General features: G+C 36.5%; 17 protein-coding genes and 1 pseudogene. 12 read left to right on the forward strand and 6 right to left on the reverse strand.

All coding sequences use genetic code 11. The features are described from left to right. Window position 1: 1 nt before the first annotated feature. Window positions 2-892, reverse strand: coding sequence for an aspartate carbamoyltransferase (pyrB, locus tag CM19_RS07070; protein ID WP_048099753.1), 891 nt, complete (start codon window positions 890-892; stop codon window positions 2-4). A gap of 64 nt (window positions 893-956) precedes the next feature. Here pyrB and pyrE point away from each other — a divergent pair, with 64 nt between their 5' ends. Genes pyrE through CM19_RS13310 form a run of 3 tightly spaced genes read left to right on the forward strand, consistent with a single transcriptional unit; the run spans window position 957 to window position 2,803 of the window. Further along, entirely contained in the window at window positions 957-1,535 is a 579-nt protein-coding gene (gene pyrE / locus CM19_RS07075; protein ID WP_048099754.1) for an orotate phosphoribosyltransferase, read from the forward strand. Further along, window positions 1,528-2,178 carry an orotidine 5'-phosphate decarboxylase / HUMPS family protein gene (locus CM19_RS07080; RefSeq protein ID WP_081801239.1) on the forward strand — a complete coding sequence of 217 codons (651 nt, stop codon included), beginning with the start codon at window positions 1,528-1,530 and terminating at the stop codon, window positions 2,176-2,178. The genes pyrE and CM19_RS07080 overlap by 8 nt, the downstream gene beginning before the upstream one ends. Further along, entirely contained in the window at window positions 2,150-2,803 is a 654-nt protein-coding gene (locus tag CM19_RS13310; protein WP_048099755.1) for a hypothetical protein, read from the forward strand. The genes CM19_RS07080 and CM19_RS13310 overlap by 29 nt, the downstream gene beginning before the upstream one ends. Here CM19_RS13310 and CM19_RS07090 read toward each other — a convergent pair. Next, entirely contained in the window at window positions 2,787-3,785 is a 999-nt protein-coding gene (locus tag CM19_RS07090) for a phosphate uptake regulator PhoU (protein ID WP_048099756.1), read from the reverse strand. The two genes, CM19_RS13310 and CM19_RS07090, sit on opposite strands and share 17 nt — an antisense overlap. Window positions 3,786-3,801: 16 nt before the next feature. After that, window positions 3,802-4,284, reverse strand: a complete 483-nt coding sequence (locus tag CM19_RS07095) for a hypothetical protein (RefSeq protein WP_048099757.1) — start codon at window positions 4,282-4,284, stop codon at window positions 3,802-3,804. 187 nt (window positions 4,285-4,471) lie between these two features. Here CM19_RS07095 and CM19_RS07100 point away from each other — a divergent pair, with 187 nt between their 5' ends. From CM19_RS07100 to CM19_RS07115, 4 genes and pseudogenes are all read left to right on the forward strand, one after another. After that, window positions 4,472-4,843, forward strand: a complete 372-nt coding sequence (locus CM19_RS07100; protein WP_048099758.1) for a hypothetical protein — start codon at window positions 4,472-4,474, stop codon at window positions 4,841-4,843. Next, a complete protein-coding gene (locus tag CM19_RS07105) occupies window positions 4,836-6,179 on the forward strand; it encodes a dihydrolipoyl dehydrogenase family protein (protein WP_048099759.1) in 1,344 nt (447 codons plus the stop codon). Before CM19_RS07100 ends, CM19_RS07105 begins: the two co-directional genes overlap by 8 nt. A 25-nt stretch (window positions 6,180-6,204) precedes the next feature. Beyond that, the gene (locus CM19_RS07110; RefSeq protein WP_048099760.1) at window positions 6,205-6,528 is read left to right on the forward strand and encodes a winged helix-turn-helix domain-containing protein; all 324 of its coding nucleotides are present in this window, start codon (window positions 6,205-6,207) and stop codon (window positions 6,526-6,528) included. A gap of 32 nt (window positions 6,529-6,560) precedes the next feature. Further along, window positions 6,561-7,195 (forward strand): annotated as a pseudogene (locus tag CM19_RS07115) (tRNA(Phe) 7-((3-amino-3-carboxypropyl)-4-demethylwyosine(37)-N(4))-methyltransferase). Here the strand turns inward: CM19_RS07115 and CM19_RS07120 are convergent. The 3 genes from CM19_RS07120 to metG are packed head-to-tail and all read right to left on the reverse strand — an operon-like array spanning window position 7,118 to window position 9,058. Next, complete coding sequence (locus tag CM19_RS07120; RefSeq protein WP_048099761.1) at window positions 7,118-7,744, reverse strand: 7-carboxy-7-deazaguanine synthase QueE; 627 nt, start codon at window positions 7,742-7,744, stop codon at window positions 7,118-7,120. The pseudogene CM19_RS07115 and the gene CM19_RS07120 overlap by 78 nt on opposite strands. Next, on the reverse strand, window positions 7,734-8,726 hold the full coding sequence (locus tag CM19_RS07125) for an NOG1 family protein (RefSeq protein ID WP_048099762.1): 993 nt from the start codon (window positions 8,724-8,726) through the stop codon (window positions 7,734-7,736). The genes CM19_RS07120 and CM19_RS07125 overlap by 11 nt, the downstream gene beginning before the upstream one ends. Continuing rightward, window positions 8,720-9,058 carry a methionine--tRNA ligase subunit beta gene (gene metG, locus CM19_RS07130; RefSeq protein WP_048099763.1) on the reverse strand — a complete coding sequence of 113 codons (339 nt, stop codon included), beginning with the start codon at window positions 9,056-9,058 and terminating at the stop codon, window positions 8,720-8,722. Before metG ends, CM19_RS07125 begins: the two co-directional genes overlap by 7 nt. A 140-nt stretch (window positions 9,059-9,198) precedes the next feature. Here metG and purC point away from each other — a divergent pair, with 140 nt between their 5' ends. Genes purC through purF form a run of 5 tightly spaced genes read left to right on the forward strand, consistent with a single transcriptional unit; the run spans window position 9,199 to window position 14,266 of the window. Then, on the forward strand, window positions 9,199-9,909 hold the full coding sequence (purC, locus tag CM19_RS07135) for a phosphoribosylaminoimidazolesuccinocarboxamide synthase (RefSeq protein ID WP_048099764.1): 711 nt from the start codon (window positions 9,199-9,201) through the stop codon (window positions 9,907-9,909). Then, complete coding sequence (purS, locus tag CM19_RS07140) at window positions 9,906-10,175, forward strand: phosphoribosylformylglycinamidine synthase subunit PurS (protein WP_048099765.1); 270 nt, start codon at window positions 9,906-9,908, stop codon at window positions 10,173-10,175. The genes purC and purS overlap by 4 nt, the downstream gene beginning before the upstream one ends. Further along, window positions 10,156-10,824: a phosphoribosylformylglycinamidine synthase I gene (purQ, locus tag CM19_RS07145; protein WP_048099766.1), complete on the forward strand. Its 669-nt coding sequence runs from the start codon at window positions 10,156-10,158 to the stop codon at window positions 10,822-10,824. Before purS ends, purQ begins: the two co-directional genes overlap by 20 nt. Further along, window positions 10,821-12,935 (forward strand): phosphoribosylformylglycinamidine synthase subunit PurL, encoded by a 2,115-nt coding sequence (purL, locus tag CM19_RS07150; protein WP_048099767.1) that lies wholly within the window; start codon window positions 10,821-10,823, stop codon window positions 12,933-12,935. Before purQ ends, purL begins: the two co-directional genes overlap by 4 nt. Next, a complete protein-coding gene (gene purF / locus CM19_RS07155) occupies window positions 12,932-14,266 on the forward strand; it encodes an amidophosphoribosyltransferase (RefSeq protein WP_048099768.1) in 1,335 nt (444 codons plus the stop codon). The genes purL and purF overlap by 4 nt, the downstream gene beginning before the upstream one ends. The last annotated feature ends 3 nt before the right edge of the window (window positions 14,267-14,269 follow it).

The following is a 14,269-nucleotide window of genomic DNA, read 5'->3' on the forward strand; positions in this document are numbered from 1 at the left end:
CTTACTCACCTAAAATTTTAACAAATAGAGCTTGCCTAATAGGTACTGCCAATGATGCCTGATAAAAGTATTTAGCATGAGGCGAGACATCAATTTTTCTGTCGATCTCGTTTACTCTCGGAAGGGGATGAAGTATTATTGATCCCTTTCTCATTGAATTAACGATCTTTTCGTCTATTGTATAGCTTTCTTTTACCTTTTCATATTCAACTTCGTCTGGAAATCTCTCTTTTTGTATTCTAGTAACATAAACCACATCTAAATCATGAAGAACGTCATAAGGACTATTAAGTTCAACATATTCATAGTTTAATTCTCTTAAAATCTCCTTTCTCGCTTTTAATGGTGGTGGAGATATTAGGTAAACACTCTTTGGCTTAAATCTAGTGAGTCCTCTAAGAAGACTATTTACTGTTCTAGCATATCTTAGATCACCTATTAGACCAAAATTTAGACCGTCTATTGTATTGAATGTCTTGAATATTGTGTATAGATCAACTAATGTCTGAGTTGGATGTTCATGTTTTCCATCTCCAGCATTTATTACAGGTTTACTTGAAACTTCAGCGGCAAATTTTGCAGCCCCATCAAACTTATGTCTTATAACAATACAGTCAGAGTAATTTTCCATCATTCTTATTGTATCTGCTAAATTTTCTCCCTTTACAACTGATGTTCCTTCTTGTGACGAGAAACCTATGACGTTCATCCCTAATCTCTGTGCAGCAGCACTGAAGCTTAGTGCTGTTCTTGTGCTTGGCTCAAAAAAGGCCTCTGCAATTATCTTTTCTTTCATTTTTATTTTTCTTCCCTTTAAAATTTCATCAGCCAGAGAAAAAATCTCTAGATATTGATCTCTTGAAAAATCATACGCCGAAATTACGTCTTCCACTAATGCCCTTAATTATGGTAAATACGTTAGTGTATTTAAACTCTTTTTTCATATAAACCCATTGATGAATTTCGCTGAAGAATTGTTGGACAAAAAGCTTCTACTAATAGGTAGTTTTGTATTGACCTCAGGTAGAACTAGCCCTTACTATCTAGACTTAAGGAGATTACCAAATTATCAAGTCTTTTTTGACGTTGTATCCAAAGCCATAGATCTCATAAAAGGAGTTAAGTTTGATATGATACTCGGAGTAGCGACTGGAGGAGTTCCTTTAGCTTCTTTTCTTTCTTGCAAGTTAACCACCCCAATGGGGTATGTCAGACTAGAAAAGAAAGGTCATGGAACTGATAAACTATTAGAGGCGGATGTAAAGGGAAAAAAAGTAATTATAGTTGACGATGTAGCTACATCTGGAGGTTCAATAGAGAAGTCAGCCTTAATAATAAGAGAAAATGGTGGAGAGGTTAATGACGCACTCGTGATAGTGGATAGAGAAGAAGGAGCTAAGGAGAGACTTCAGGATTTAGGAATTAATCTATATAGTGTTTTTTCAATTCATGAAATATTAAATGAAATATCTAGTAAGTTAAGTGATCAAGAAAGAAAACTTCTTCAAGATTATTTGGTGAAAAAAGTTGAATAGAATAATATTGGCCTTAGATGAAGTTATACAGCGCGACAAAATAATGCAGATCCAGGAATATATTTATGCGGTAAAGATTGGATATCCTCTATTATTGCAGCTTGGAGTAGGAGGCGTTAACGAACTTCTTTCTGGTGTAAAGGTAAAAAGAATACTGGATCTCAAGCTAGCCGATATCGGTAATACAATGATAAAAATAGTTTCCAAGATACCTGGAGATGGAGTTATCGCCCACGCTTTTATTGGAGTAGAGGGTGCTTTGGATGAGCTAAAGAGATTCTTAGATTCTACGGGAGAAAAGCTTTATCTTTTATTGTCGATGAGTCATATTGGTTGGAACGATAGTTTCTACGATTACTTAAAGGATGTTGCTAACGAGATAAAGCCGTATGGAATAGTTGCTCCAGCAACCAGGTCAGGTATTCTCCAAAAGATAAGACATGACTTTCCAAGCTTAGAGATAATCTCTCCAGGTGTAGGAGTTCAAGGAAGTTTACCAGGCGATGCCTTATGTAATGGTGCGGATTATGAAATAATTGGAAGAAGTATATATTCAAGCCTAGATCCTATAGGTAAAGTTAAGGAAATATCAAAACTTCAGGAGGAGAGAATACTTGAGTGCAAAGGAGCAAAAGGTAGATAAGAATGCATTAAGTGAAAGGATAGCTGATCTATACGATCTTCTAGTTACTGCCGAGGACATTCATGAGATTACTGGAAATCCACCGACTACTGATATGGAAAGAGTTTTCTCCCTTGAACCTGTTGAAGGTTATGACGTTAATATTGGTAAAGGTAATTTTGACTACCGCAAGATTTATGACGAAATTAATTTGTTATATTTAAGGTTCCTTAGAGAAGTCATTTTAGATTATGCTAGAAGAACTATGGAAAGTGGAGTGGAGTTTATCAGCTTTATATTGAGAAATGGGGAGTACGCTATATTTGAAGGAGAAGAGGATAAGGTAGAAATTCCCATGCCAAAAGGCGTCGCTCAAGTTCATACTCATCCAGGAATATGTGTGTTCTCAGCAAAAGATCTCGAAACTGCTGACTCTCTCTTCATAAGGGGATACGTTACAGTTGCTGTTATGAATCCTAGATGCTTATCAGTAATATATCGTAGAGGAGTTTACACTCCAGAAGACCAGGAAGATTTAAAGAAACTTATGAAGGCAACTAGCAAAGCCAAAAACTTAGACGATATAAAATCAGCCTATTCATCTTTCAAGCCTCCGAACTTGATTTTCTCTAACCTCCCCGTTTAGCTATCATGTTAATTGTTGTTTCAGCAATATCTACGGAATATCTGCTAATTCTTCTAAATGAATCGACTAACAATAATGATTGTATTTTGTTTTCTGACTCTTTGGAAATTATATCTGATGATATACTTCTATGTGATTTTGCTACATCAACGTCTTCGGCGATGATCTTGTTTGCTATTTCCTTTTTTCCTTCTATAAAAGAATTTACAGCCTCAGAGTAAAGCTCTAGAACCTTATAACCTAGCTCTAGGATTTTACTCGTATCCCCGTTTACTACATCCTTGACTAGATATGCTATTCTAGAGGCGTGATCTGATATTCTTTCGATCGATTTTATTGCAGAATGAACGTCAACTATCTGGGCTATATTATAGCCTTCTTCTTCGAGTATTTCAAATGATGAGACACTTAATGTCAATTGTCTAGATACATAAAAGAAGAACCTATCTACCTCATCATCTCTTTCCGGAACTTCGCTAGCAATTTCAGGATCTTTTGTCTTTATAGCCTCTAAAACATCTTTAATCATGTTCTTAGATATTGCAGCAGCTCTGCTTATTGCTTTCGAAATTGGTAGATCCTTCTCGTTGACTAAAAATTGGACTGAAATATTGTTAGCGTCCTCCTCTATCACTTCAGCTCCTAGTAATCTCCTCCTTATAACGTCCTTAATAGTAGCTCTATCTTCAGCTCTCATCTTAGGACAAGTTAGGGTGACTGTAACGTAACCAGCCATATAATGAGATATAAATTCTCTTATTGCAAATTCAGGATTTCCGCTTTGACAATGAATTATTGCTTTGCTCTGTTTCGATTCTTCTTTATTTTCTCTAGGTGAAATTATAAGTCTAAGATTTGTATCCTTTATAATTTCTACTTCATCACCGGGTTTTAGAGAAAGCTCTTTAACCCAATTTTTAGGTAACGATATTATATAAGTAGAACCACCAGTCAATTGAATTCTTCTAGTTAAGCCCGCCATATATGGATATATAGTTTTAGGTATTTATCTCTATAGTTCTATTAGATCCTTTTTCGTTTAAAGATTTATCTATCTCATCTAATATTCTTTTACCTCCTTCTGTCGTTCTAACCTTAAATTCTTTAGGTAAATCTATAGAAGAAGAGAAATCTCTATATATATTCTCGATTTCTATTAGAAGATCAGTCCCTATAAACGGGTATATTTTACCAAATTCCTTTATAGCACTCACAACATCCTGAACATTGTTCAGAATTATTCCAACAGTTACTATTGTCTCAACTTTTATTTCGAGCATCTCAAGAAGGAGATCTAATTTTTCTATTGTGTTTAATATTGTTTTTAATTGTGCTGTTTCTTTTTTATATTCTTCTGGGATTTTAGTATCTTTAATATTTTCATAACTCGAAATCCTTGTCTTAATTTTGTTCTTCCAAAGACTAATCTTATGTCTAGTAGTCCTTATATCAATGATAACGTCGGCTAGTCCTTTCTTCACAAGAAATTTATTGATTGCAAAGTCTTAATAAGGTACACGGGTTAATAACTCCCCTCTATTTTCTCTATGTTTTATTAGAGAAAATATAGGAGAAAGCGATCCATTCCTACCATTAAAATCTTCTTCCTTAACTTCAGAGATATAAAAAGATATTTATAAACTACTTTCGTTAATTGAGGTGTAAGTTTTGAGACTTTCGGAAGTAGTTGAACTTTACAAGAAAAAGGAGGAAACGTTCATAGAGATTAATGAGAAAATTGAGTTTGAGGATATACCTGTTGATATTGGTACAAGGATAATATTAAATAAAGGGGAGAGAAAAAGGTTGATTGATCTTGGAATTTTATCTTTAATATATAAGAAAAATAGAAATTTTGTCCAAGACTACTTGGACTTAGATAGTTCCCTAGATAATATCCATGAGAAGTACGGTGTATATACAGAACTTGAATTTCTTTCTATCTGCTGTCAAGACCTAGTTAGTGACCTCGATTTAAAGGCTGTTTTAGAAAAGCTCAAAACCTATATACTTTCTAGAGAAAAAGAAGCAGATGAATAATATCATAGTCATAGGAGGAGGAGTTGGAGGATATGCTGCAGCAGTTAGATCAAGTGAGCTTGGAGACAAAGTAACCATAGTGGAGAAGACACAGTTGGGAGGAGAATGCATAAATAGAGCATGTATACCATCGAAAACACTAATCGACGCTGTAAAATTACTTAATAAGTTAAATAAGTCTACTTGGATCTCTGCAGAGGCTGAATTAAATTATGAAAAGCTAATGCAGTTCAAGACTCAAGTTATAGAAAATGTTAGGTCGAAAATGGAAAAGAGATTAGCTGAACAAGGTGTAACGATAATTCAAGGAGAGGCTAGACTAGAGGAAGGAGGTGAAGTAGTGGTAAACTCTCAGAGGTTTAATCCAGACAAGGTAGTTTTGGCTAATGGATCCATTCCAATATCTTTTCCTGATTTTCCCCTTAATGGAAATAACGTTCTAGATCCTTGGACTGCTATGAATAGAGAGGTTCCGAAAAAGATAATTATAGTAGGTGGAGGAGTAGCAGGAGTAGAGCTGGCCACCTTATTCAGCGCTATGAAAAGAGAAGTAACAATACTAGAACTTATGCCTCAACTTTTACCTGGTTTTGATAAGGACTTGGCTTCAGCAGTCAAGAAAAGGTTAGAGGAAAAGGGGATCAACATATTTCTTAACGCTAAGTCTAAGGTTGTCAATTCTAATGGAAGTGTAGAGTTCTCAGTTGTTATCCCTTCAGGTGAGGAAAAAGTAGTCGGTGATTTAGCTGTTATAACAATTGGCAGAAAGGCTACTACAGCTGGCTTAAAGCTTAAGGAGAACGGAGTTGAAGTAGATCAGAGGGGTTACATTAAGGTTAACGAAAGCGGTCAAACTACCAATCCTTCAATTTACGCTGCAGGAGATGTTGCAGGTCCTCCACTTTCTGCAACTAAGGCATGGAAACAGGGAATCGTCGTAGGAGATAATTTAGGAGGAGTAAAATCGAAGATGCCATCGTTCTATCCATCATCTATATTTGCGGATCTCGAAATAGGGACAGTTGGTAAAACTGTGGACGATTTAAAGAAGTCAAACGTAGACGCGAAAGAAATTACAATTCACATGAAAGATATACCTAGAGCTTGGACTCTCAATGAGACTGAGGGGTTTCTAAAAATAGTTATAAGCCAGAACAAGATTGTAGGGGCCCACATGATAGGAGAAGGAGCAGCTGAGGTTATAAATACGTTAGCTCTAGCAATGGAAACTGGACTAACTATTGATCAAATATATCCAGTGCTATTCTCTCATCCAACAGTTTCAGAGATAATAACAGAAGCAATACAAAGGGCTAAGTATGGAGAGGTATATTAGCCATTTTTACTAGTTTCTATCGCGAATGAATGAGAAAGAGAGGAAAAATATAAGGAAGCTTTTCAAGCTTCTTTTCTTTACATCTAGAGGTGGTTATACTAGGTTAAAGATTGTTAGACTTCTGGAATCTGGAGAAGCGAATGCTAATCAGATATCAACTAGGCTTGGATTAGATTATAAAACAGTGATTCATCACCTCGAAGTTCTACTGGAAAACGGAATAGTAGTAAAGGGGAACGAGAAATATGGCACTCAGTATAAGCTTTCATCCTTTTATCATACTTCAAGTGAAATTTTGTCCGATTTAGAGAATGAAAATAAGGGTTTTAAGGTAGATAAAAAGACTTAACTTATAGACATTTAATTTATCTTAGACTCTTAATGCTCTGGGAGGAATGGAAGAGAAAAGCCTTCGAAAGGCTGAATAAGGACAGAGAAATAGGATACCTGGATCCAGACATATATGATATTCTAGTTCAATTCTTTAAAAGGGAAAAAGTTATACGTATAGCAGTTGTAGTGGTAGAATAACTATAGTCGATTCTCAACTTCCTTGGAAAAGGGAAAACTCAACTATCATATTTAAGAATCATTTTAAGATATCACCTAATGAGATAGTTGATGTATTGAGTAAAGGACAACTCTATAGACTTTGGTTAATTTCACAGGGTCCAATATTTCATGTGTATTCTAAGGATTGGGATGAAACATGGGAAGTAATTAGAATAGCAAGAAAAGCAGGGTTTAAACATTCAGGAATTATGAGTATAAATCAGAAGGGTATATTAATAGAGTTAAGGACAGGAGTTAAGTTTGTTCATCTTTTAAGGGAAAAGGAAGATCAATTTCTCTCTGAGGCGGAAATCAATAGTTTAGCGCTTATAGCTAATGAGGTTCTCTCCAAAGGTAAGGAAAAATTAAACGAGCTTATGTTGGAGTTATCTAAAGGAAATGATTCTATGGAGTTGCGGAAGGACTCTAAAGGGAAGCCTGAGGTCCATTACGGCTTCAGCTAACTCCTTAAGTGCAATTTCATAGTCCTTCCTATTTCCATCGGGTTGGACAATTACTTTATCTTTTCTAATACCGTTCTCCTCTACAAATCTTACTACCTCTTCTAAGTCCTTCCTAGTATATAATATAACAAACTTGTAGTAAGTTGCCCAATCATCTGTAAAGTTATAGGCTATTTTATGTCCACTATTTGAAAGTTTTGGAGAAACAGAAAACACGTCGACAATCTTCCTTAATTCTTCATGCGGTTTTATTGTCCCATTTGTTTCTACAACGATCCTTTGTCCCATTTCCTTTATAGCTAAGGCAAGAGGAACAATGTTTTGAAGCAGAGGTTCGCCTCCGGTTATGGTTGTGGCTGGTAATGTCTTGTCTAACCTTTTTATTATTTCTTCTATTGAGATTAATTCTCCTTTTTCCCAAGAATATTTAGTGTCACACCATACGCATCTTAAGTTACATGTAGCTAATCTAATGAAGTTTGACGGTACGCCTATAACTTCTCCTTCACCTTGTATGGAGGAGAAGATCTCAATTACTCTATACTCCACGAGATAGGAGTGGTTCTATATCTTTAAAAATCTCCCTTTTAAGATCTTCAAGCCCTTCTCCTCTCTCGGCACTTATTTTTAGGTATTTAAGACCTTTTTCCATTAAGATCTCTTCAAGTTCCTTCATGATATCTCCCTTTTCGTCTATCTTATTAATTGTAACAATTGTTTTGTTCCCTAATGATAAGACCTCCTGTAAAAGATCGATCTGTTCCTTAACAGTGTATAAAGACTGGCTTGATCCATCAAGCAAAAATACTGTAACATTTTTAAGATTTTTAAGGGCATTTATAGCCTTTTTTTCTATCCAGTTTCTTTCGTGGGAAGGTCTATCAAGGATTCCTGGAGTGTCAATAAATTGTACTTTATATCCATTTACTTCAGTATGACCTACGTGAATTTCCTTAGTAGTAAATGGATAACTTGCAATTTCTGGCTTAGCTGAAGAAAGTTTAGATATTAGAGTGGATTTACCAACATTTGGAGGGCCTGCAATAACTACAGTTGGCAAATCTGGGTCTATAGACTTAGCTTTCTTTAAGCTTAAGGAAAGATCTATAATCCAGTTAATGCATTCCTTGTTCTTCCTTAGAATAGAAGAGGCTCTACCAAAAGCCTGTCTCATTAGTCTATTTGATTCCTTATCCTCTGACGTTGATATCTTTCTAGCATATTGATCAAGGATATTCATAGATAACGTTGAAGCTCGTAGACTTACGCTTAGACAAATTTTTACTCTATCTAGTGAACCACCTGCGGCTATCTCTAGAACTCCTCTGTAAAATGGGTGTAAAGAGTTAACTCTAGGGAAGCTCTTTACGAATTCCTGGTATTTCCTTATGTTGTCCGAATATGACTTTAGTCTTCTTATCTCTCTATCCTTTGGAGTTTCTCCTGAAATTTTTGCAATCCTTTCTAATTCTATTTTAATTAGATCCTCTACTTTAGGAGGAATTCTTAACCTCTCAAATGGGCTTAGCATACTTTAGTACCTGGAGGAACATCCCCATCTACTGTTAAAACTCTAGGTTTAATACCCCTCTCTTCATCCTCTTTACACCCTGCTGCTAAGATCATTCCTTGGCTCTCATATCCCCTAATAATTCTTGGTTTAAGATTAATAATCACTATAACCTCCTTCCCCACTAAGTCTTCTGCGTTATAGAATTCAGCTATTCCAGAAATTATTTGCCTCTCTTCATTCCCTAAATCAACGATTAATCTAATTAACTTTGTTCCCTCTAACTTCTCGGCTAACTTCACTTTTCCTACCCTAAGCTCTATTTTAGAGAAATCGTCTATTGTAATCTCCATGAACTTTGCTTAACCCTTTAAGATTTTAACGCTATTGTTCGCAAGTTCTCGATCAAAAGAAAACGATTTATTTACTTGGTTAAGGAAATTTTAGCATTAATTAAAGCAAATCTTTTATATCAATTATGTAAATATGGTTTATGGAGATTGCCAAGCTAGGAGAAGGAAAAACCAAGGAAGTGTATTCGTTCGAAGATGGAAAAGTCCTTCTCAAGTATAAAGATTCCATAACTGCTGGAGATGGAGCCAAGTCTGATATTTTAGATGGAAAAGGCATTCTTAACGCTCAAACCTCAGCATTATTCTTTCGTTTACTTGAAAGAAAAGGAATTGAAACTCACTATATCGGAATGTATGATGAAAGAACTATGATAGCTAAATCACTAAAAATGATTCCAGTAGAGGTTGTATTAAGGAATATAGCGGCTGGTAGTATAGTGAAGAGATTACCAATAAAGGACGGTGAAGTATTTAACCCTCCAATAATTGAGTTCTTCCTTAAGGACGATTCAAGGCACGATCCAATGCTGAATTATTCTCATTTAGAGTATTTTAAACTAATGAGCAAAAAAGAGGCTGAGGAGGTAGAGGAGATCATGATTAAAGTCAATGCGGTAATGAAGGAGACTATAGATAAAGCTGGACTCGATCTCTATGACTTTAAGCTTGAGTTTGGGAGATTAGGGGATAAACTAATTATAGGGGACGAGATTTCGCTTGACTCTATGAGAATAAGAGAAAAAGGGACGGGAAGAATATTAGATAAGGATCTTTACAGAAAAGGTTCTGATATGGGAACAGTAAAGAAGTCTTATACTGAATTTCTTACTAGGATGGAGCGAGTTATATGATTTACAAGGTAGAATTTCTGATAACAAATAAGGAAGGGATACGAGATCCAGAAGGAGAGACAGTAAAGAAGTTTATCGTGGATAAAGTAACTAACAAGGTTGAGGATGTAAGGGCAGGGAAATACATTGTCGTCAACGTTAATGTGAGTAACAAAGAGGATGCGGAGAATATTGCAAAACTTTTGTTAGAAAAAACGAGGCTATACAATCCAGTAATTCATAAGGTAGAGGTTAGGGTGAAGGAAACTGAAAACTGCCATAATTAAGTTTCCTGGAACGACCTGTGAGTTTGATGTACTAAAAGCGATAGAGGAAGCTAAAGGAGAGGCAGAAGTAGTGAAATATAAGGAATTTGATCCAGATAGATTCGACGCTGTTATATTAGCCGGTGGGTTTAGCTTTGGAGATTACTTAAGGGCAGGTAGCGTTGCTGCTAATAGCGATACGATGGCTAAAGTAAAAGAGATGGTAAACTCTGGAAAGAAAGTTCTTGGAATATGTAATGGATTCCAGATATTGGTAGAGTCAAACTTACTAGAGGGAGGGCTTTTGCCTAACCTTAATATGAGGTTCATAAGCAAATGGATTTACCTTAAGATAGTAAAGGAGACAGCACTAACTAAGGGTTTAAAGGGAAAAGTAATCAAGCTTCCTATAGCCCATGCCGAGGGAAGATATTATCACGATAACCCTCAAAGAGCGTCAGAACTTGCAGTATTCCAGTACACTAACAACTTAGGAGAAGTTGACGAGAAGTCAAACCCAAACGGTTCCTTACTTAACATAGCTGGGATATCGAATGAGGAAGGTAACGTGATAGGTCTAATGCCACATCCGGAAAGAGCATCATTTCCGCTAATCTCGCCTGATGGTTCGAGTGATGGGTTAATGTTATTGAGGTCGTTTTTAAGATGAGACTTTCTCTTTCAACTTATGAAATGGAGCTGGTCAGGAAACAGATAGGTAGAGAGCCTCTAGAAAGTGAATGGAAAGTGATTGATGCCCTATGGTCTGAACACTGTTCATATAAGTCCTCCAAGATTTTCTTAAGGACTTTTCCTACTGGTGGAGAAAATGTAATAATGGGTATAGAAGACTGGCAAGACGCTGGAGCAGTTGACCTGGGGGATGGACTTGCCCTTGTTCTAAAGGTAGAGAGTCATAATCATCCTTCTGCTATAGATCCCTTTAATGGTGCAGCGACTGGAGTAGGAGGAATAATAAGGGATATAGTTAGTAAGGGAGCTAAACCTATAGCCCTTCTGGACATGATAAGAGTAGGAGATTTAGGTTCAGAAAGGAATAGATGGCTTCTCAAAGGTATAATTTCAGGGATCGGCTTTTACGGAAATAGTATTGGAGTTCCAGTTGTTGGAGGAGAATTGTCGTTTGATGAGTCTTATAACGATAATCCATTAGTTGATGTAGCTTGCGCAGGAATAGTGAAGAAAGATAAAATTATTCCGAGCGTTGTCAAGAAATCAGGACTAAAATTAGTACTAGTGGGTCTTACAGGAATAGATGGTTTAGGTGGGGCTTCCTTCGCATCTAGAAAGTTGAGCGGAGAGGATGAAATCGGAGCTGTTCAAATAGCTGATCCATTTGCTGGAAAAATAATCATTGATGCAACTTTAGAAGTTTCTGATAAGGTGGAGGCGATTAAGGATTTAGGAGGTGGTGGGTTAGCCGTTGCAGTAACTGAGATGGCAAATGGTTTAGGAGCAAATATTAAATTAGAAAATGTTCCATTGAGAGTTAAAGAAATGACCCCTGAAGATATAATTGTATCTGAAACTCAAGAGCGGATGCTCTTTGCAGTCGAGGAGGGTAATGTTCAAAGCGTTTGTAAATCTTTTGAGTACTACGAATACCCATGCGCGGTTATAGGTGAAATAACTGAGGATAAGATTATCAGATTTACCTTCGAAGGGAAGGAAATAGTATCATTACCTTCTGAACTCCTTCTTTCTCCCCCCTTATATATGTGGGGCACGTCAACAGAAAGAAGGGGAATGAAACCAAGGATTGCAGTAGAGATTGGACAAGCGATTAGAAAAGTTTTAACTCATCCAGATATGGTAAGCAAAGAATGGGCTTATAGTCAATTTGATTACGAGGTTGGTATATCTACTGTAATAAAGCCAGGAGAAGCTGATGCTAGTCTAGTTAAATTGCCAAACGGTAAATTCCTTGCTCTTAAGGGAGATGCCAACCCTGAACTATGCTTATATAACTCTTACGAGTGTGGAAAGGCAATATTTGCTGAGGTTTATAGGAACTTAGCAACTGTTGGATCTATTGGAGTTGCAGCAGTTGATCATCTTCAATTTGGAGACCCAAGAAGACCTGAAGTGTATCAGGACTTTGTTAATTCCGTCAGAGGAATATCCGAGGCATCAAAGGTTCTTAATGTTCCTATAGTTGGCGGAAAGGTCTCATTTTATAACGAAAACTTGAGGGGAGAGGCAATTAAGCCTACACCATTAATAGTTATGGCTGGGATTAGTGAGAAGTTTTTCAGACCCAAGATCGACGAAGATCAGTATATAGTTTTATTGGGAATTACTAAAGATCAATTGGCCGGTTCTCTTTATCATAAGTTATTTGGCGGAGAAGAGGAGACACCTAATGAAATTCTATATGAAGACCTTATTACGAGTAAATTTGTAACTCAATTAATTAGAGAAGGTAAAGTAGAGTTTGTCAAGGATATATCCAAAGGTGGAATAATAGGATCGCTTTGGCCCATTATCGTAAAAGGATATTCTGTGTCTCTAAATATCGACTCTATAATAGGAGCTTCTAGAGTTGAGTCAAAATTATTCTCCGAAAATGGAGGCAGATTTATTCTTCTAACTCAAAATTTAGAGGAGATAATTTCAAGGTCTAGAGATAATGGTATATTCTCGTCTCAAATAGGTAAAGTTAAGGGAAGAGAGAAGATAGGTTTATCACTTAATGATAAGTTCTTGGACTTGACTGAGGAAGTCGATAAGTACTATAACTTTTTGGAGGGGATGCAATGATTAAGGTTAAGGAGCATTGCGGAGTTTTCGCATCTATGGGAGAGGGTTCTGTTCATATTGTCTATGAGGGCCTGAAACTCCTTCAACACCGGGGAGAGGAATCAGCTGGAATATCCTTTTTAAATGGCGAAAATCTTGCTACGATTAAAGGCCTTGGATTAGTTGATGAGGCAATTGGAGATAAGATAGGGAACGTGTTCTCAAATGTGAGTATTGGTCATGTGAGGTATTCAACTACTGGTAAGACAACGATAGATGAGGCCCAACCTTTAAGTAACGATAAAATATCTATAGCCTTTAACGGCACTATAACAAATTACTTTCAATTTGGGAACTTCTCTACAGATACAGAGTTTATATTGAATTTCATGGCAAAATATAGTGATCCGTTAGAGGGCTTATCTAATTTTATGGCAAGTGCAGACGGAGCCTACTCAATGGTGATAATGTGGAAGGATGGTAGAATTTTTGCTGTTAGGGATCCTCATGGGTTTAGGCCACTAGTACTTGGCAGAATAAATAACAACTTGGTCATATCATCTGAGGATTCAGCAATTATTCAGATGGGAGGTAAAGTAATCAGAGACGTGAAACCAGGGGAGGTCGTAGTTTTCGAAAATGACTCATTTTTAAGCTATCAGCTACAGAGGCAAGACATTGCAGTTTGCTCGTTCGAATATATTTACTTTTCTAGATCAGATACATCAATAGATGGTTATCCTGTCTACGATGCCAGAATAAGGTTAGGAGAGGTTTTAGCTGAGAAACATCCAGCCAACGCACAAATTGTTGTTCCTGTTCCAGATTCAGCTAGGCCAATAGCTCTTGGATTCTCCAGGAAAACTGGAATTCCAATAGAGGAAGGTTTGGTTAGAACTTTGAACTCCAAGAGATCCTTTATTTTGCCCTCAGATCGTAGTAGAGTACTAACTCTAGAGGAAAAATTTGGTGTAGTAAGTTCAGCGATAAAGGGGAAGGATATAGCTTTAATTGATGATTCGATAGTTAGAGGTAACACGATGAGAAGGATAATTCAATTATTAAGGAGAGCAGGAGCTGAGAAAATTCACGTTCGTATAGGTTCTCCAATGATTAGATATCCTTGTTATATGGGAATAGACTTTCCTAGAAGGGATCAGTTAATAGCCTTCGAGAAAGATGAAAGTAAAATAGCGAAATCCATAGGTGCAGATTCAGTGAAATACCTTACTAAGGATGAGATGGTAGAGGCAATAGGAAGGAAGGATCTCTGTGTGGCCTGTTTTACAGGGAAATACCCATTAAAGGGTAATTACAACTTAGGAAAACTTGAAGTTACTTTTAGAAGGTGAATT

The organism is Candidatus Acidianus copahuensis (assembly GCF_000632495.1).
Lineage (GTDB): Archaea > Thermoproteota > Thermoprotei_A > Sulfolobales > Sulfolobaceae > Acidianus > Acidianus copahuensis.